Source organism: Bradyrhizobium sp. PUT101 (assembly GCF_052043945.1).
Classification (GTDB): Bacteria; Pseudomonadota; Alphaproteobacteria; order Rhizobiales; family Xanthobacteraceae; genus Bradyrhizobium.
On record NZ_CP197207.1, the window covers coordinates 570872 to 590417 of the forward strand.

Genomic DNA, 19546 nt, shown 5'->3' on the forward strand with positions numbered 1-19546 from the left:
TCACCATGTCCGGCCCCATCGTCGAGATCTCCGGCCTGAACAAATGGTACGGCGAATTCCACGTGCTGCGTGACATCGACCTGGCGGTCGCGAAGGGCGAGCGCATCGTGATCTGCGGGCCCTCGGGCTCGGGCAAGTCGACCTTGATCCGCTGCATCAATGCGCTGGAGGAATTCCAGGAGGGCGAGATCGTCGTCGACGGCATCGAGCTCGGCCCCAACCTCAAGCATATCGATGCCGTGCGTCGCGAAGTCGGCATGGTGTTCCAGAGTTTCAATCTGTTCCCGCATCTCACGGTCCTCGATAATTGCACGCTGGCGCCGATCTGGGTCCGCAACATCCCCAAGAAGGACGCCGAGTCGACCGCGATGAAATTCCTGGAGCGGGTCAAGATCCCGCACCAGGCCAACAAGTTTCCGGGCCAGATGTCCGGCGGCCAGCAGCAGCGTGTCGCGATCGCCCGCGCGCTGACCATGAACCCGAAGGTGATGCTGTTCGACGAGCCGACCTCGGCGCTCGACCCCGAGATGGTCAAGGAGGTCCTCGACACCATGGTCGACCTCGCCGAGGAGGGCATGACCATGCTAGTCGTCACCCACGAGATGGGCTTTGCCCGCGAGGTCGCCAACCGCGTCGTGTTCATGGACGCCGGCCAGATCATCGAGGCCAACACGCCGAGGGAGTTCTTCGCCGCCCCGCAGCATGCCCGCACGAAACTGTTCCTGAGCCAGATCCTGCGGTGAGCACCTGCAACCCGGTGGCCTCGCTGGTCTGACTGCCCCCGCAAGCTTGGCACCATGCGAATCAGCTCGTCTCTTTCCGGACCATCCTCCGGAGAGAAACCTTGCAGAGCAGTCTCGGCGCGCGCGCATACCAGAACGCGCGATTGCAGAAGAAGTTGAGGAAGCAGGCGGACGCCGTCATGTCCTTCGCGATTGAGGCACTCGGGCAGGGCCGACTTGCCGAGGCCGAGGAACTGTGCCGCGAGATTTTGAAAGAGGTTCCGGATCATTTCCACGCCACGCACCTGCTCGGCCTGCGCGCGCTCGACGGTGGCCGGCTCGATGAGGCGGAATTCCTGCTTGAACGTGCCGTTGCGCTCGACCCGCATTCGCCCGATGCCCATGGCAATCTCGGGGCCGTGTATTTCGCGGTCGAGAAATTTCAGGACGCCCGCGCATGCCAGGAGAAAGCCATTGCGCTGAAGCCGAATTGTCCCATCACCCTGACCAATCTCGGCAATACGCTGCTGCACATCGGTCTCGGCGAGGAGGCGATCGGGCTGCACGAACGCGCACTCAGGCTGAAGCCGGACTATGCCGATGCATTATGCAACCGCGGCATGGCGGAGCTGATGACCGGCAAGTTCGAGCGCGCCAAAGAGAGCTTCGATCGCGCCCTGTCGTTTCAGCCGCGTCATGCCGAGGCAATTGCCGGCAAGGGCATGGTGAGCCTCGAGCTCAGGCACTTCGAGGAGGCGGCCGCCGCCTTCGACGCAGCGCTCGCGATCAAGCCAGGGTCACCGAGGATTCTGCTGCAGCGCGGACGGCTCAATTTGAGCCGGTCCCGGCTGGAGCAGGCGGCAGCGGACCTCGATGCCGCGTTGGCACAATCGCCACGGCTCGAGCTCGCGCTGTGCTGGAGGGCGCAAATCGACATCCTCGCAGGGAATACGACGCAGGCGATGGTGGGCGTCAAGACGCTGCTCGAGGTCAATCCGCGATCCGAGATGGGATTGGCGCTTCTTGCGGCTTGCTATGTGAACCAGGGAGACATCGCGACGGCGCTCGAGCATCTCGATGCGGCGCTGGAGGTCGCACCGGACTTTCCTGAGGCGATCGGATACAAGATTTTCGTGCTGGATTATCTGCCGGAGGCCGATTTCGTAGCCCAGCAGGCGGCGCGAAAATACTGGTGGGACGCGATCGGCGCCAGATTGCCGCGAAGGACGCTGGCGCCGCGCAAGCTCGGTCCGGACCGGCGGATCGTGATCGGCTATGTCGCGTCCGAATTCAGGCGCCACTCGGCCGCGTACTCCCTGTTGCCGGTGCTGCGCCATCATGATCACGCCAACTTCAAGATCGTCTGCTATTCCTGCTGGCCGTTGCAGGATGAGATGACCGAACAGTTCAAGCCTCTCGCGGACGTCTGGGTCGATGCCGCGCAGCTTTCGGACGACGAGCTGGCCGATCGTATCCAGGCCGATGGGATCGATATTCTGATCGACGTGTCGGGGCATACGACCGGCAGCAGGCTCCACGTCTTTGCCCGGAAGCCGGCCCCCATTCAGGTCACGGGCTTCGGACATGCCACCGGGACCGGCCTTCAGACCATGGACTACGTGCTCGCGGACCCGATCTTCATTCCGCAATCGGCGCGCCATCTGCTGGCCGAAAAGGTCCATGACCTGCCGTGCCTGATCACGATCGATCCCATCCTGGATGTGCCGCCTTCCGAGCTTCCCATGCTCCGCAACGGCCATGTGACTTTCGGCGTGTTCAACCGCATCTTCAAGATCTCGGACGAGGCGATCCGGGTGTGGTCGAAGGTGATGCGCGCGGTGAGCGGATCGAAGATCATCATCAAGAACGGATTGCTGGACGATCCCATGCTGCGCGACCGCCTGATTGCGCGGTTCGTGGAACAGGGTATCGCCGAAGGGAGCATCGTCTGCATGGGCTCGACCCCGCGCCAGGAGCATCTGCGGGCGTTTGCGAATGTCGACATCTCGCTCGATACGTTCCCGCAAAACGGCGGCATCAGCACCTGGGAATCGCTCTATGCCGGCGTTCCGGTCGTCGCCAAGCTCGGCAACGGCGCATCGTCGCGCGCCGGCGGGTCGATCCTTTCAGCCGTCGGTCTGGAGGACTGGGTCGCCGAGGATGATCAAGGCTACGCCGCACTCGCGTGCAAATATGCGGCGCAGCCAGCTCATCTGGCGAAGCTGCGCGCAGAATTGCCGGCCCGGATCGCAGCTTCGCCTGCCGACGATGTCGAGACCTACACGCGCAAGGTCGAGGCGGGGTATCGCCAGTTCTGGCGCGACTATTGCGCCGCGGCCCCGGAAGGCGGGAATGTAGCGTAGGTCGGGGCCAGTCTTGCCCTGAGCACCGGGAAACTCCGGGGGCCTCGCCGCTCCAGCCGACCGGCCGGCCTTGACGACGAATCAGCTAGACTCTCCGGGCGGCCATCCTTCGGAGAGCAACCTTGCAGACCAGCGGCGCCGGCGCGCGCGCATTCCAGAACGCGCGATTGCAGAAGAAATTGATGAAGCAGGCGGATGCCATCATCTCCGCTGCAGCGAGCGCCTATGGCCAGGGTCGATATGCGGAGACCGAGGCGCTTTGCCGCGAGATCCTGAAGGCGCTTCCGGACCATTTCGATGCCACGCATCTGCTCGGCCTGTGCGCGCATGACGGCCGTCGCCTGGCGGAGGCGCAACAGCTGCTCGAGCGCGCGATTGCGCTCGATCCGCGTTCGCACGAAGCCCACAGCAACCTCGCGACCGTGTACTTCGACCTGAAGAAATTCGAGGATGCGCGCAGGTGCCAGGAGAGGGCGATCGCGCTGAAGCCGAACTTTCCGCTGGCGCTGACCAATCTCGGCAATACCCTGCTGCACATGAAACTCGCCGAGCAGGCAATCGAACTGCACGATCGCGCCATCAAGCTCAAGCCGGACTATGCCGATGCGTTCTGCAATCGCGGCATGGCCGAACTGATGATGGGCCAACTCGATCGCGCCAAGGAGAGTTTCGATCGCGCCCTTGTGTTTCAGCCGCGTCACGCCGAAGCGATCGCCGGCAAGGGAATGGTGAGCGTCGAGCTCCGGCACTTCGACGAGGCCGAAGCCGCGCTCGCAGCGGGGCTCGCGATCAAGCCTAACTCGGCCAGGCTGCTGGCGCAGCGCGGACGGCTCAATTTCGATCTGTCGCGGCTGGCGCAGGCGGCCGCGGACTTCGATGCCGCGCTGGCGCAATCGCCTACGCTCGAGCTGGCGCTGCGCGGGAAGGCGCAAGTCAACATTCTCCTGGGGAATACGGCGCAGGCGATTGCGGCCGTCAAGACCCTGCTCGAGGAAAATCCGCGCTCCGAGATCGGCATGGCCCTGCTGGCGTCGTGTTATGCGAGCCAGGGAGACATCGCGACGGCACTTGAGCATCTCGACAAGGCGCTGGAGCTCAGGCCGGACTATGCGGACGCCATCGAGCGCAAGATTTTCTTGCTGGACTATCTGTCCGAAGCCGGTTTCGCGGTCCAGCAGGCGGCGCGAAAATCCTGGTGGGATGCGGTCGGCGCCACATTGGCGCGAAGGACGTTGGCGCCGCGGGAGCTCGATCCGGATAAGCGGATCGTGATCGGCTATGTCGCGTCCGAATTCAGGAACCACTCGGCCGCGCTCACCCTGTTGCCGGTGCTGCGCCATCACGATCACGCCAGGTTCGAGATCATCTGCTATTCCTGCTGTCCGTTGCCGGACGAGATGACCGCCAAGTTCAAGCCTTTGGCGGACGTCTGGGTCGATGCCGGGCAGCTTTCGGACGACGAACTGGCCGACCGTATCCAGGCCGACAAGGTCGATGTCCTGATCGACGTATCCGGGCACACGACCGGCAACAGGCTCCATGTTTTCGCCAGGAAGCCCGCGCCGATCCAGGTCACGGGTTTCGGACATGCCACCGGGACCGGCCTTCAGACCATGGACTACGTGCTCGCGGATCCGGTCTTCATTCCGCAATCGGCCCGACATCTGCTCGCCGAGAAGGTTCACGATCTGCCATGCCTGATCACGATTGAACCCGTGCTGGACGTGCCGGCGTCGGAGCTGCCCATGCTTCGCAACGGCCATGTGACCTTCGGCGTGTTCAACCGCATCTACAAGATCTCGGATGAGGCCATCCGGGTGTGGTCGACGGTGATGCGCAAGGTGACCGGATCGAAGATCATCATCAAGCACGGACTGCTCGACGATCCCTTGCTGCGCGACAGCCTGGTCGCGCGGTTCGTGGCGCACGGCATCGCCGCAGAGAATATCACCTGCATGGGCTCGACCTCGCGCCACGAGCATCTGCTGGCCTTCGCGAAGGTCGACATTTCGCTCGATACCTTCCCGCAAAACGGCGGCGTCAGCACCTGGGAATCCCTCTATGCGGGCGTTCCGGTCGTCGCCAAGCTCGGCAACGGCGCCTCGTCGCGCGCCGGCGGCTCCATCGTGGCGGCCGTCGGTCTCGAGGACTGGGTCGCCGAGGACGACGAAGGCTACGCCGCCATCGCGCGCAAATATGCGGCGCAGCCGGCTCATCTGGCGAGGCTGCGCGCCGAACTGCCGGCCCAGATCGCGGCCTCGGCCGCCGGCAATGTCGAGATCTACACGCGCAAGGTCGAGGCGGGCTATCGCCAGTTCTGGCGCGACTATTGTGCCGCGACCTCCGAACGCGGCGAAGTTGCGTAGGCGTTGGGGACCGGAAAGCCCCGGAGGCGACGCTGCGCAGTAACCCACCGGCTTGGCTTGCGAATCGGCTAAGCTCTTCCCGGGCGATCCTCCGGAGAAAATCCTTTGCAGAGCAGTGGCGTCGGCGCGCGTGCATTCCAGAACGCGCGATTGCAGAAGAAGTTGAGGAAGCAGGCCGACGCCGTCATCGCCGCCGCGTCGAGCGCTTATGGCCAGGGCCGATATGCGGAGACCGAGGCGATCTGCCGTCAGATCCTGCAAGCTGTTCCGGATCATTTCGACGCCACGCACCTGCTAGGTCTGTGCGCGCAACAGGGCGGGCGCCTTGAAGAGGCGCAACAGCTGCTCGAACGCGCGATCGCGATCGATCCGCGTGCGCACGAGGCTCATAGCAATCTCGCGACGGTCTACTTCGTCCTTCAGAAACTAGAGGCGGCTCGTGCCTGTCAGGAGAAGGCGATCGCGCTGAAGCCGAATTTTTCGCCGGCCCTCGCCGGCCTCGGCAGCACCTTGCTCCAGATGAACCTGCCCGAACAGGCCATCGAGATGTACGATCGCGCGATCAGGCTGAAGCCTGATTATGCCGACGCGCTTTGCAATCGTGGTGTGGCGGAGCTAGCGCTGTATCGGTTTGACCGCGCCAAGGAGAGCTTTGATCACGCGCTGTTGTTTCAGCCGCGCCACGTCGAAGCGCTCGTAGGCAAAGGCGTGGTCGGCATCGAGCTCAGACGTTACGAAGAGGCGGAAGCCGCGCTCGCAGCGGCGCTCGCGATCAAGCCCGATTCGGCGAAGATTCTGGCGCAACGCGGACGCCTCAACGCGGCACTGTCCCGACTGGAGCAGGCGGCAGCGGATTTCGATGCGGCACTTGCACTTTCGCCCCGGCTGGAAGTGGCCTTGCGGGGAAAGGCAGAGGTCTCGCTCAGCATAGGGAACACCGCACAGGCGATCCTGGCCTGCACGACCTTGCTCGAGCAAAATCCACGTTCCACTATCGCATTGGCGTTGCTGAGCTCCTGTTTCGCAAATCAGGGAGAAATCGCCTCCGCAATCGAACATCTCGACGCGGCGCTGGCGATCTCGCCGGACCCAGACTTGATTGCGCGGAAGATCTACTTTCTGGATTTTCTCCCTGATGCCGATTTCACGGTCCAGCAGGCAACGCGAAAGTCCTGGGGTGAGGCGATCAGCGCCAGATTGCCGCAACGGAAGCTCGCCCCCCGGCAGCTCGACCCCGACAGGCGGATCGTGATCGGCTATGTCTCTGCCGAATTCCAGTATCACTCGGCGGCGTTCGGCCTGCTACCAGTGCTGCGCCATCATGATCATGCCAACTTCGAGATCGTCTGTTATTCGTGTTCTCCGACACGAGATGCGAAGACGGCCGAATTCATGTCGGCGGCAGACGTCTGGGTCGATGCCTGGCAGATGTTCGACGACCAGCTGGCTGATCGTATTCAGGCTGACAAGGTCGATATCCTGATCGACGTGTCCGGGCATTCGTCGGGCAACAGGCTCCAGGTCTTCGCCCGCAAGCCGGCTCCCATTCAAGTCACGGGCTTCGGACACGCAACCGGTACGGGCCTTCGGACGATGGATTACGTGCTCGCGGACCCGGTCTTCATTCCGCAATCGGCACGGCATCTGTTGGCCGAAAAGGTCTTTGACCTGCCGTGCCTGATCACGATCGATCCCATCCTGGACGTGCCGCCTTCGGAGCTTCCCATGCTCCGCAACGGCCATGTGACCTTCGGCGTGTTCAACCGCGTCAACAAGATCTCGGACGAGGCCATCCGCGTATGGTCGAAAGTGATGCGCGAGGTGACCGGATCGAAGATCATCATCAAGCATACCCTGCTTGACGATCCATTGGTGCGCGACGGCCTCCTCGCACGATTTGTGGCGCAGGGGATTGCGGAAGAAAACATCACCTGCCTGGGCATGTCCGAGCGCGCTGAGCATCTGCGGGCCTTCGCGAACGTCGATATATCGCTCGATCCATTCCCGCAGAACGGCGGCGTCAGCACCTGGGAATCCCTCTATGCGGGCGTTCCCGTCGTCGCCAAGCTCGGCCATGGCGCATCCTCGCGCGCCGGCGGCTCCATCGTGGCGGCCGTCGGTCTCAACGACTGGGTCGCCGAGGACGACGAGGGTTACGCCGCGATCGCATGCAAATATGCGGCGCAGCCGGACCATCTGGCGAAGTTGCGCGCGGAGTTGCCGGCCCGGATTGCAGCCTCGGCCGCCGGCAATGTCGAGATCTACACGCGCAAGGTCGAGGCGGGCTATCGCCAGTTCTGGCGCGACTATTGTGCCGCGGCCTCGGAACGCGGCGAAGTCGCATAAGTGGACCGAACCGGGCCGCCTTGCGTGCGCGCGTCGCCGACGTACGCCTTCCTGCGATGATTAGACGAAGGGCGGCTTGATGTTGCTGCGCTTCTCCAGCCACTCCGGCACCGGCAGGTTCTTGGCCCGCATGAAGTCCGCGTTGAACAGCTTGGACAGATAGCGGCTGCCGGAATCGCACAGCACGGTGACGATCGTCTTGCCGGGCCCGAGTTGCTTGGCAAGGCGCATCGCGCCGACGACGTTGATGCCGGTCGAGCCGCCGAGGCACAGGCCTTCATGCTGCAGCAGCTCGTAGATCGCGCTGACGGCTTCGGCATCGGGAATGAGATAGGCGTCATCGACCTTGGCTGTCTCGACGATCGCAGTGGCGCGGTTGAGGCCGATGCCCTCGGTGATCGAACCGCCCGGCGTCGCCTTGGCCTCACCGGTCCTGAAATATTCGTACATGCCCGCGCCGTGCGGATCGGCGCAGGCGATGCGGATGTTCTTGTTCTTCTCTTTCAGATAACGGCTGACACCGGCCAGCGTGCCGCCGCTGCCGACCGAGCAGACGAAGCCGTCGACCTTGCCGCCAGTCTGCTCCCAGACCTCGGGCCCGGTGGATTCGTAATGCGCCTTGGCATTGTCGAGATTGTTCCACTGATCTGCGAACAGCACGCCATTGGGCTCGGTCTTGCGCAGCTCGTCTGCGAGCCGCCGGCCGACATGCTGGTAGTTGTTGGGATTGGCATAGGGCAGGGCCGGCACCTCGATCAGCTCGGCGCCGCACAGCTTCAGAAAGTCCTTCTTTTCCTGGCTCTGCGTCTCCGGAATCACGATCAGGGTGCGGTAGCCGCGCGCGCTCGCCACGACCGCGAGCCCGATGCCGGTATTGCCGGCGGTCGCTTCCACCACGAGACCGCCGGGCTTGAGCTCGCCGCGCTTCTCCGCCTCCAGGATCATCCATTTGCCGGCGCGGTCCTTGACCGACTGGCCCGGATTCATGAACTCGGCCTTGCCGAGAATGGTGCATCCGGTCAGTTCCGAGGCGCGCTTCAGCTTGATCAGCGGGGTGTTGCCGATGGCTTCGACAACGTCGTTTCGAATGGTCATGTCGGGGGAAATCACTACCAAGGGGTTGATCAGGTTTGGCCAGAACCTAGTGCTTGGGAGCCCAAAGGGGAAGGCTTTTGCGCTGCGGCGAACCGGACCGAAACGCCTGCCCAGACAGTGATATTCCGAGAGGCGGGTCCGGCTATGATGCGCTCGGGCGCGAGGCCGGATATCGGTAGGAGGAAATGACCGAACTCCGTCGGAGCACGAAACGATAACGCTCGTCATGAGCGGTCTTGCGACCAATTTTTGCCATGGGCGAGACGGGTCGAGATCGCAGCATGGCAGCGTGTGGAAGGCGGACGAAATATCGGCACGATGGACGGCTTGGCTTTCGGCAGTTGACGATCTTGTGAGGTGGCCAGAGGGCGCGACTAGGCTGAAGCAGCGTGGTGCAGTCGGATTGAGGGGCTCAGCACCAGCTGTGGCAGCAATATCACATGAAATCTTGGTAAGCTTGATCCCGCTTCCCGAAGTTTCGTGACGAGAAAAATCACTGCGAGACAAGCACATTTTGTATCCTTGTCAGTTCGTTGCCCGCTCGTTGGCACGGGCATCTCGCAACTGCGGCACTGTCCCCCTGTTCCGCGCCCGGCTAGTATGAAGCTCTAGGTTCCGCAGAAAGCATCGCCTGTGAACGAGTTGCCAAAAGCCCCCCGACGGTCCCGCCGCGAATCGGTTAATCCGGCTGCGCGGTGGCGGCTCGATCTGCCCGGCGGGGGGTGGATGTGACACAGCATGTTCCGGCGATCGCCGTGCGGCGGTCTCTAGGGTCTGCATTCCGGGCGCGTTGGCTTGCGGTACTGTGCCTCACCATTGGCTCGGGTGGTTGTGTGCTGACCCAGGATCTTCCCGATCCCGCGCTCGATGTTCCCACGCAGTACAAATATGCGGGCAAGCGTGATGCGCCGCCGTCGCTGGATTGGTGGCGCGGCTTCCGTTCAACCGAGCTGACGCAGCTGATGGAGGAGGCGCAGACCGTCAACCTCGACATCGCCGCGGCCGTTTCGCGCATCGTCCAGGCCGATGCCCAGGCGCGGCAGGCGGGCGCGGCGCTGCTGCCGAGCCTGTCGACAGGCGGGTCGGAAACCTATTCGCGCACCTCAGGTTCGAGCGCCTCCGGTCTGTCCATCGGCGGGCGCGAGGTCGTCAATTATTCGGCTTCGCTCAGCGCGAGCTATCAGCTCGACTTCTGGGGCCAGAACCGCGACGCGCTGCAGACGGCGGAGGAGACGGCGAATGCCAACCGTTTCGATCGCGACACGGTCGCGCTGACGACGCTCGCGGCCGTCGCCAATTCCTATTTCCAGGTCCTGGCCTCGCAGGACCGCATCAGGACGTCACAACGCAACATCGCGAGCGCGCAGCGCATTCTCGATGCGGTCAGGGAGCGCCGCAAGGCCGGTACCGGCACTGATCTCGATGTCGCCCAGCAGGAGAGCGTGCTTGCGAACCAGAAGGCCCTGGTGCCGCCGCTGCGCCAGACGCTCGACCAGAACGTCAACGCGCTCGCGGTGCTGGTCTCGCGCCCGCCGGAGAGCGTGCGCGTGCTCGGCGGCTCGCTGGACCGGATCTCGATCCCACGCGTGACGCCCGGCCTGCCGTCCGAGCTGCTGACGCAGCGCCCCGACATTCGCCGGCAGGAGGCCCAGCTCGCCTCGGCCACCGCGAACATCGGCAATGCCCGCGCGCAGTTCTTTCCGACCATCCAGCTCACCGGCAATGGCGGCTATCAGAGTTCGGCGCTTGTCTCGCTGTTCCAGCCGCACGCGGCCTTCTTCCAGCTCGTCGGCAGCGCCACGCAGCCGATCTTCGACGGCGGCAGGATCCTCGGCAATTTCGAATTTGCCAAGGCGCGGCAGGACGAGCTGCTCCAGACCTACCGCAAGACCATCGTCCAGGCCTTTGCCGACGTCGACAATGCGCTTTTCTCGATCAAGCAGACCACGATCCGGCTGCAATTGCAGCGCGAGGTCGTTGCGGCCTCGCGCCGCGCCTTCGATCTGTCGGAGCAGCAATTGCGCGCCGGCACTGCCGACATCGTGACCGTGCTCAACACCCAACTGACCCTGTTCCAGGCGGAAGACGTGCTGTCGCAGGCCCAACTCGCACGGCTTCTCGCCATCGTCAGCCTGTACCAGGCGCTCGGCGGCGGTTGGGAGCCGCGAATGGAGAAACCGGTCAATGCTCTTTAAGCCGGATACGAAGCAGGGCGCGGAAGAGGGGACGGCGAAAAAATCGCGCGGCCGCGGCTTCGTCATGACCCTGATCACGCTCGCGATCCTGGGCGGCCTTGGCTACATCGGCTGGATCGTCACGCATCAGCAACAGGCCAATAACCGCAACCAGCGCCCAGATCTGCCGGTGCCCGTGCTGGCGGCGAGCCCGCGCATCCAGGACGTGCCGGTTTATCTCGACGGCGTCGGGGCGATCCGCGCGCTCAACACCGTGACCGTGCGCTCGCAGGTCGACGGCAAGCTGATCGCCGTCAACTTCACGGAGGGCCAGGACGTCAAGAAGGGCGACGTGCTCGGCGAGATCGATCCGGCGATCTATCAGGCGCAGTACGACCAGGCAGTGGCCAAGAAGGCGCAGGACCAGGCCCAGCTCGCCAATCAGCGCATCGATCTTACCCGCTACGAGCAGCTCGCTGCCTCCAATGCCGGCTCCAAGCAGCAGGCCGATACCCAGCGCGCGCTGGTGGCGCAGACCGAGGCGCTGGTGAAAGCTGACCAGGCCGCGATCGACAACGCGGCCGCGACGCTGAGCTACACCAAGATCGTGGCGCCGATCTCGGGCCGGGTCGGTCTGCGCCAGGTCGACCAGGGCAACATCGTCCACGCCTCCGACACCACCGGTCTCGTGGTGATCACGCAATTGCAGCCGATCGCGGTGTGGTTCAGCCTGCCGCAGCAGCAGATCATGCGCGTCAACGCGGCCGCCGCAAAGGGTACGCTCGCAGTCGACGTGTTCGGTAATGACGGCATCACCGTGATTGACACCGGCAAGCTCACAGGCATCGACAACCAGGTCGACCAGACCACCGGCACGCTCAAGCTCAAGGCGGAATTTCCGAACGCTAATTACCAGCTCTGGCCGGGCCAGTTCGTCAATGTCCGCCTCAAGGTCGAGACCTTGACGCAGGCGCTGGTGGTGCCGACCTCTGCGGTGCAGCGCGGTCCGATCGGGACCTTCAGCTACGTCATCGGCGAGGACAACATCGTCTCGGCCAAGCCCGTGACGGTGACCCAGCAGAACGAGCATGACGCCGTGATCGCCAGCGGCCTGTCCGCGAGCGACAAGGTCGTCACCACGGGCTTTGCCAATCTGTCCGATGGATCCAAGGTGATCGTGGGCCGCGACGACCAGACCCCGTCGGCGGATCTCGCTCCGCGCAAACGCTCGCGCGGGCCGGACGCCCAGAAGAAGGATGGTGCCAAAGAAGGCCCGAAGGACGGCCAAGGCAAGGACGGCGAGTTCCGCGCCAAGCGAAAGAGCAGCGAAGGCGACCAGAAGGGACAGACCGGGCCGGCACCGGGGCCGGGGGCATCGGGAAGCGGAGCCAAGCAGCCATGATCCCGACAACAGCCGCTTGAAGCGGCAGGCAGATCCCATGGGTGTCTCCGAACCCTTCATCCGACGGCCGATCGCGACCTCGCTGCTCGGCATTGCGCTCCTGATCGGCGGGCTGCTGGGCTATTTCGCGCTGCCGGTCTCGGCGCTGCCGCAGGTCGATTTCCCGACCGTGCAGGTGACGACGCAGCTCCCGGGCGCCAGCCCCGACGTCATCGCCTCGCTGATCACCGCGCCGCTGGAGCGGCAGCTCGGCCAGATCCCGTCGCTGTCGGCGATGAACTCGACCAGCTCGTTCGGCGTCAGCCAGATCTCGCTCCAGTTCGACCTCAACCGCGATATCGACGGCGCGACCCAGGATGTGCAGGCCGCGATCAACGCGGCGGCCGGCGTGCTGCCCAAGACGCTGCCTTATCCGCCGACCTACGCCAAGGTGAACCCGGCGGATGCGCCGGTGATGACGCTGGCGCTGCGCTCCGACACGATCTCGTTGCGCGTGATGAGCGACATCGCCGACACCATTCTGGCGCAACGTTTGAGCCAGATATCCGGCGTCGGACGGGTCTCGGTGCTCGGCGGGCTGAAGCCGGCAGTGCGCATCCAGGCTGATCTCGCGCGCCTTGCTGCCTACGGCATCGCCATGGAGGATCTGCGCACCGCAATCGCCAATGCCAACGTATCGGGGCCGAAGGGCTCGCTCGACGGCGCTCAGCAATCCTACATCATCGCCGCCAACGACCAGATCGCCGCCGCCGACGCTTACAAGCCGATCATCATCGCCTATCGCAACGGCTCGCCCGTCACCATCGGTGACGTCGCCCAGATCGTCGACGGCCTCGAGAACGACCGCACCGGCGGCTGGTACCAGGGCACGCCGGCCGTCATCATCGACATCCAGCGCCAGCCCGGCGCCAACGTCATCGACGTCGTCAGCCAGATCCGCGCGGAAATCCCGAAAGTGCAGCGGGCGATCCCGGCCGGCGTGAACCTCACCATCGTCTCCGACCGCACCGTCACCATCCGCGCCTCGGTGCGCGACGTGCAGTTCACGCTGGTCCTTGCCGTCGTGCTGGTGACGCTGGTGGTGCTGCTGTTCCTGCGCTCGCTGCGCGCCACGCTCATTGCCGGCGTCGCGCTGCCACTGTCGCTGATCACGAGCTTCGGCATCATGTATTTTGCCGGCTTCAGCCTCGACAATCTCTCGCTGATGGCGCTCACGATCGGCACCGGATTCGTCGTCGACGACGCCATCGTCATGATCGAGAACATCGTCCGCCACATGGAGAACGGCGACAGCGCGATGGAGGCCTCGCTGAAAGGCGCCAGCGAGATCGGCTTCACCGTGATCTCGCTGACGGTGTCGCTGATCGCGGTGTTCATTCCGCTCTTGTTCATGTCGGGCCTCGTCGGGCGCATGTTCCGCGAATTCGCACTGACCTTGACCATCGCGGTCGTGACGTCGGCAGTGGTCTCGCTGACGCTGACGCCGATGATGTGCTCCCGTCTGCTCAAGCATGCCCATCAGGAGCTGGCGGTGCCGGGGTTGGCCGCGATCAGCCGTTTCATCGACCATACGGTCGATGCCTATCACAGATCGCTTTTGTGGGTCCTGGAACGCCAGCGCGCCACGCTCGTCGTGACCTTCGCCACGCTGATCGCGACCCTGGTGCTCTATGTCGTCGCGCCCAAGGGGTTCCTCCCGCTGCAGGACACCGCCTCGATCACGGCGGTGACGGAGGCCGGGCCCGACGTCTCGTTTGCGGAGATGAAGAAACGGCAGGCCGAGGCGGCCGACGCCATCAGGGCCGACCCTGATGTGGTTGGCGTGGTCTCGGTGATCGGTGCGGGCTCGGTCAACCCGACCACCAATGTCGGCCGGCTCGTCATGAGCTTGAGGCCGCGCGGCGAGCGGCGCGAGGACGTCACAGGCGTCGTGGCCCGGCTGAAGGAGCGGGTATCGGGCATCCCCGGCATGACCGTCTATTTCCAGCCGGTGCAGGACGTGCAGATCTCGACCCAGTCGAGCCGCTCGCAATACCAGTACACGCTGACCGGCACCGATGCGACGCTGGTCTCGGAATGGGCGCGCAAGCTGGTTGCGGAGATGCGGCGCGATCCCTTGTTCCGCGACGTCTCCTCCGAGGCGCAGGAAGGGGGCTTGCGTGCCCAGCTCGATGTCGACCGCACCCGCGCCGGTCAGCTCGGCGTCAGCCTCCAGGCCATCACCGACACGCTGAACGACGCCTTCGCGCAGCGACAGATCTCGACCATTTACGGGCAGGCCAACCAGTACCGCGTGGTGCTGGAGGCGTTGCCGATGTACCAGCGCGATCCCTCGATCCTGTCAAAACTCTATCTGCCGGGGGCCGCCAGCAGCACCGTCGGCGCGCCCAGTGCCCAGGTGCCGCTCTCGGCCGTGGCGACGCTGAAGCGGACCACGGCGCCGCTCGCGATCTCGCATCAGGCGCAGTTCCCGTCCGTGTCGCTCAGTTTCAACCTCGCACCGGGCGCGGCGCTCGGCGATGCCGTCGAGGCGGTCAAGTCCATCGAGACCCGGATCGGCATGCCCAACAGTATCGTCGGCGTCTATGCCGGCGATGCCGCCGAATTCGCCAGGGCGCTCGCCGGACAGCCCTGGCTGCTGCTCGCCGCCGTCATCACCATCTACATCGTGCTGGGTGTGCTCTATGAGAGCTACATCCATCCGATCACGATCCTCTCGACGCTGCCCTCGGCCGGCGTCGGTGCGATCCTGGCGCTGATGCTGTGCGGTCAGGATCTCTCGGTGATCGGCCTGATCGGCATCATCCTCTTGATGGGCATCGTCAAGAAGAACGCGATCATGATGATCGACTTCGCGCTGGAGGCCGAGCGCGGGCAGGGGATGTCGCCCAACGAGGCGATCGTGCAGGCCTGCCTGCTGCGCTTCCGTCCCATCATGATGACGACGCTGGCGGCGCTGTTCGGCGCGCTGCCGCTCGCGATCGAGAGCGGCACCGGCGCCGAGCTGCGCTTTCCGCTCGGCATCTCCATCATCGGCGGCCTGCTGCTGAGCCAGCTCCTGACGCTCTACACCACGCCAGTGATCTACCTCGCGCTCGACCGCATCAACCGGCGCCTCGAGCAGGCGCTGCCGCCGGCCGAATCCGGAGGACCGCCGGTCGCAGGCGCGACCGAGGGGATGCAGTGATGGCATCGATCTCGGAGCCCTTCATCCGCCGGCCGGTCGCGACCACGCTGCTGTCGATCGGGCTGTTCCTGCTGGGTGTCGTTGCCTACCATTTCCTTCCCGTCGCCTCGGTCCCGAACGTCGACTTTCCCGCCATCTTCGTCTCGGCCAGCCGGCCCGGCGCCGATCCGTCCGTGATGGCGGCCACGGTGGCTTCGCCACTGGAGCGGCGGTTGGGCGAGATCGCCGGGATCAACCAGATCACCTCGACCTCGACCCTCGGCACGACCAGCATCCAGCTCCAGTTCGACATCGGCCGCAACATCGACAAGGCCGCACGCGATGTGCAGGCGGCGATCAACGCCGCGATGGTCGATCTCCCGAGCGACCTGCCGACGCTGCCGCGCTTCCGTAAAGCGAATACGGCCGGCGCGCCCGTCTTCGTGCTGGCGCTGACCTCGAAGACGCTGTCGGCAAGCGCGATCTACGACGTCGCCGACACCGTGCTGGCGCAGCGCATCTCGCAGGTGCCGGGTGTCGGTGACGTCACGGTGTCCGGCGCCGACCAGCCGGCCGTGCGGGTGCAGCTCAATCCCGTGGCGCTGTCGAACGCCGGTATCGCCACCGACGACGTTCGGACCGCGATCATCAACGCCAACCCGCTCGGTCCCGTCGGCATTTTCGAAGGCGAGCGTCAGAGCGAGACGCTGGCGCTCAATCGGCAGATGCGCACCGCGAAAGAGTTCCGCGACATCGTCATCAAGAGCTCCAACGGCAATTTCGTGCGGCTCTCGGACGTCGCCGACATAGAGGATTCCGTCCGCAACGCCCGCTCGATCGCCTGGTTCAATAAGCAGCCGGCGGTCCTGATCCAGATCACCAAGCAGGGTGATGCCAACGTCATCGACACCGTCGACAGGGTGAAGGCGCTGATCCCCGCACTGAGGCAGTGGATTCCGGCCGGCGTCGAGATCTCCACCCTGGTCGACCGCACCGGCACGATCCGCGCCAGCGTGCTGGACATGCAGTGGACCCTGCTGGCGACCGCGTTCCTGGTGATGGCCGTGGTGTTCGTGTTCCTGCGGCGGCTGACCCCGACGATCGCGGCCGGCATCTCGGTGCCGCTGGCGCTGGCCGGCACCTGCGCCGGCATGTGGGTCGCGGGCTTCTCGATCGACAATCTGTCGCTGATGGCGCTGGCGATTTCCGTCGGCTTCGTGGTCGACGATGCCATCGTCATGATCGAGAACATGTATCGCAATCTCGAGCAGGGCATGCGGCCGTTCCGGGCGGCGCAGGAGGGCGCGAAGCAGATCGGATTCACGGTGGTCTCGATCAGCCTGTCGCTGATCGCCGCCTTCACGCCGCTGATCTTCATGGACGGCATCATCGGCCGGCTGCTGCGCGAGTTCTCGCTGACACTGACCTTCGCCATCCTGGTCTCGACGCTGGTGTCGCTCACGGTCACGCCGATGATCTGCGCCCATTACATCCGGCAGACCACGTCCGGCACCGCGACCCTGTTCGACCGCCTCATCGAGGGCTCGTTGTCGCGCATCGTCGCCTTCTACGCCCGCACCTTGCGCACCGTGCTGGAGTTCCCGCTGCTGACGCTGCTGGTGTTCTTCGCCACGATCGGTCTCACCGTGACGCTCTACATCAACGTCCCCAAGGGTTATTTCCCGACGGACGATTCCGGTTTCATCATCGGCGCGACGCGCGCCTCGGCCGATATCTCGTTCCAGTCGATGCTCGGCCTGCAGCAGCGGCTGGCCGACATCGTACTGCAGGATCCGGCCGTGGCCGGCATCGGCTCGACCGTCGGCAGCGGCATGGGACCGGGCGGGGCGACCTCGAACCGCGGCACCATGTTCATCAGCTTGAAGCCGCCGGAGGAGCGCGACCACGTCTCGACGCAGGTCGTGATCGACCGCCTCAGGCGCGCGTTATACCCCGTCCCCGGCATCCGCCTCTTCATGTTCGCCGCCCAGGACGTGCGCGCCGGCGGACGACAGAGCGATTCCGATTACCAGTACACGCTGACCAGCACCGATCTCGGCCTGCTGCAGAAATGGGCGCCGATCGTGGCTAAACGCATGGAGAGCGTGGAGGGCATCACCGACATATCCAGCAATCGCGACCCTGGCGGGCTTCAGCTCACGCTTTCCATCGACCGCCAGAAGGCCTCGGCGCTCGGCGTCAGGGTTCAGGACATCGACAATGCGCTCAACAACGCATTCGCGCAGCGGCAGATCTCGATCATCTATACCCAGCGCAACCAGTACATGATCGTGCTGGAGATCGACCCGAAATTCCAGGTCGATCCCTCCAACCTCGATCGCATCTATGTCGCCGGCGCGGGCGACGCGCAGGTGCCGCTCTCGGCAGTGGTGCACGCGACGCGCGGGCTCGCCGCGCTGGCGGTCTATCACTCGCAGTCGTTCCCTTCGACCACGGTGTCGTTCAACCTGCTGCCGGACGTGCCGCTGCAGGTCGCGACGCAGAACATCCAGCGCGCAGTCGAGGAATTGCACATGCCCGAAGGCATTCGCGGCAGCTTCGACGGCAATGCCGGGGACTTCGCCAGAACCAGCAGCCGTCAGCCGCTTCTGATCCTCGGCGCGCTGGTCGCGATGTATATCGTGTTAGGGGTGCTCTACGAGAGCCTTGCCCATCCGCTCACGATCATCTCGACGCTGCCCTCGGCCGGGCTCGGCGCGCTGCTCGCCCTGCAGATCACCAATACGCCGCTGACGGTGATCGCCTTCGTCGGCATCATCCTGTTGATCGGCATCGTCAAGAAGAACGGCATCATGATGGTGGATTTCGCGCTCGACGCCGAACGCCAGCGCGGCCTGTCCTCGGCGGAGGCGATCTTCGAGGCCTGCCAGGCGCGCTTCCGGCCGATCCTGATGACGACCATGGCGGCGCTGTTCGCCGGCATTCCGCTCGTGGTCGCGACCGGCCCCGGCACGGAGCTGCGCCGCCCGCTCGGCATCACCATCATCGGCGGCCTGTTCGTCTCTCAGATCCTGACGCTCTACACCACGCCCGTGATCTACCTCTTGATCGACCGCCTGCGGCGGCGGTCCGAGCCGCGGCCGCTGGCGGCACCGGCGGAATAGGTTGTTCAAGCGCCGCACGAAGCGTATAGCGCGCCCATGTCGAACCCAGCAGATACGGCCGCTGCCGATCCCATTCCCGAATGCCCGCACTGCCAGAAGCCGATGCCGCTCTGCATCTGCGACAGCGTCACGCCGATCGAAAACCGGCTGTCGCTCTTGATCCTCCAACATCCGCAGGAGCAGGACAGGGCGCTCGGCACCGCGCGGCTGCTTGCCCGGCATTTCGCCGATGCCACAGTGCGGGTCGGCCTGTCCTGGCCGAGCCTGTCCAAGGCGCTGGGGCGGCCGGTCGAGAACGCCTCGCATTGGGCCGTGCTCTATCTCGGCTCGGCGCGCGCGGCCGATCTCGAGGCCGAAGGCGAGATCGTCGCGCTCAACCGCAAGGGTGAGGTCGCGGAGAACCAGCGCGCGATCCTCGGCAAGCTCGAAGGCGTGGTGCTGCTCGACGGCACCTGGAGCCAGGCCAAGGCGCTATGGTGGCGCAATCCCTGGATGCTCAAGTGCCAGCGCGTGATCCTCAATCCGGCGCACCCCTCGCGTTACGGACGTCTGCGCCGCGAGCCGCGCAGCGACGGGCTCTCGACCATCGAGGCCGCAGCGACGATCCTAGCCGGGCTCGAGCGGCGTCCCGACATCGCCGACACGCTGCATGCGAGTTTTGAGCGGCTGCTGACACGATATCGCGAGGTCCAGGCCGAGATGCCGGAATTGGCGCCCAAACCGGCCCCCAAGGGCCGCCGGCGCGACTTCCGGCGTCGTAAACGCGCCTGACTTCGATCCACATCGG

General features: G+C 64.8%; 10 protein-coding genes. 9 read left to right on the forward strand and 1 reads right to left on the reverse strand.

Going from position 1 to position 19546, the window contains the following annotated elements; genetic code table 11:
* Positions 1 to 5 precede the first annotated feature (5 nt).
* The 4 genes from ACSHT2_RS02870 (at position 6) to ACSHT2_RS02885 (ending at position 7797) form a co-directional block, all read left to right on the forward strand.
* Positions 6 to 743 (forward strand): amino acid ABC transporter ATP-binding protein, encoded by a 738-nt coding sequence (locus ACSHT2_RS02870; protein WP_440640301.1) that lies wholly within the window; start codon positions 6 to 8, stop codon positions 741 to 743.
* 101 nt (positions 744 to 844) lie between these two features.
* On the forward strand, positions 845 to 3085 hold the full coding sequence (locus ACSHT2_RS02875) for an O-linked N-acetylglucosamine transferase family protein (protein WP_440640302.1): 2241 nt from the start codon (positions 845 to 847) through the stop codon (positions 3083 to 3085).
* Positions 3086 to 3207: 122 nt separating this feature from the next.
* A complete protein-coding gene (locus ACSHT2_RS02880; RefSeq protein WP_440640303.1) occupies positions 3208 to 5451 on the forward strand; it encodes an O-linked N-acetylglucosamine transferase, SPINDLY family protein in 2244 nt (747 codons plus the stop codon).
* Between the two features lie 105 nt (positions 5452 to 5556).
* Positions 5557 to 7797 (forward strand): O-linked N-acetylglucosamine transferase, SPINDLY family protein, encoded by a 2241-nt coding sequence (locus tag ACSHT2_RS02885; RefSeq protein WP_440640304.1) that lies wholly within the window; start codon positions 5557 to 5559, stop codon positions 7795 to 7797.
* Positions 7798 to 7857: 60 nt separating this feature from the next.
* On the opposite strand, the gene ACSHT2_RS02890 is transcribed toward ACSHT2_RS02885, so the two are convergent.
* Entirely contained in the window at positions 7858 to 8892 is a 1035-nt protein-coding gene (locus ACSHT2_RS02890; RefSeq protein ID WP_440640305.1) for a cysteine synthase A, read from the reverse strand.
* 722 nt (positions 8893 to 9614) lie between these two features.
* Here ACSHT2_RS02890 and ACSHT2_RS02895 point away from each other — a divergent pair.
* The 5 genes from ACSHT2_RS02895 to ACSHT2_RS02915 are packed head-to-tail and all read left to right on the forward strand — an operon-like array spanning position 9615 to position 19530.
* A complete protein-coding gene (locus ACSHT2_RS02895; RefSeq protein WP_440640306.1) occupies positions 9615 to 11087 on the forward strand; it encodes an efflux transporter outer membrane subunit in 1473 nt (490 codons plus the stop codon).
* The gene (locus ACSHT2_RS02900; protein ID WP_440640307.1) at positions 11077 to 12468 is read left to right on the forward strand and encodes an efflux RND transporter periplasmic adaptor subunit; all 1392 of its coding nucleotides are present in this window, start codon (positions 11077 to 11079) and stop codon (positions 12466 to 12468) included. Before ACSHT2_RS02895 ends, ACSHT2_RS02900 begins: the two co-directional genes overlap by 11 nt.
* 37 nt (positions 12469 to 12505) lie before the next feature.
* Entirely contained in the window at positions 12506 to 15655 is a 3150-nt protein-coding gene (locus ACSHT2_RS02905) for an efflux RND transporter permease subunit (protein ID WP_440640308.1), read from the forward strand.
* Entirely contained in the window at positions 15655 to 18759 is a 3105-nt protein-coding gene (locus ACSHT2_RS02910; protein ID WP_440640309.1) for an efflux RND transporter permease subunit, read from the forward strand. Before ACSHT2_RS02905 ends, ACSHT2_RS02910 begins: the two co-directional genes overlap by 1 nt.
* A 36-nt stretch (positions 18760 to 18795) precedes the next feature.
* Positions 18796 to 19530 (forward strand): tRNA-uridine aminocarboxypropyltransferase, encoded by a 735-nt coding sequence (locus ACSHT2_RS02915; RefSeq protein WP_440640310.1) that lies wholly within the window; start codon positions 18796 to 18798, stop codon positions 19528 to 19530.
* Positions 19531 to 19546: the final 16 nt, after the last annotated feature.

Excerpts from the sequence above, each read along its gene's own strand:
- ACSHT2_RS02870 (WP_440640301.1), top strand. The coding sequence starts at position 6 with ATGTCCGGCCCCATCGTCGAGATCTCCGGCCTGAACAAATGGTACGGC.
- ACSHT2_RS02890 (WP_440640305.1), bottom strand. The coding sequence starts at position 8,892 with ATGACCATTCGAAACGACGTTGTCGAAGCCATCGGCAACACCCCGCTG.
- ACSHT2_RS02900 (WP_440640307.1), top strand. The coding sequence starts at position 11,077 with ATGCTCTTTAAGCCGGATACGAAGCAGGGCGCGGAAGAGGGGACGGCG.
- ACSHT2_RS02905 (WP_440640308.1), top strand. The coding sequence starts at position 12,506 with ATGGGTGTCTCCGAACCCTTCATCCGACGGCCGATCGCGACCTCGCTG.
- ACSHT2_RS02910 (WP_440640309.1), top strand. The coding sequence starts at position 15,655 with ATGGCATCGATCTCGGAGCCCTTCATCCGCCGGCCGGTCGCGACCACG.
- ACSHT2_RS02915 (WP_440640310.1), top strand. The coding sequence starts at position 18,796 with ATGTCGAACCCAGCAGATACGGCCGCTGCCGATCCCATTCCCGAATGC.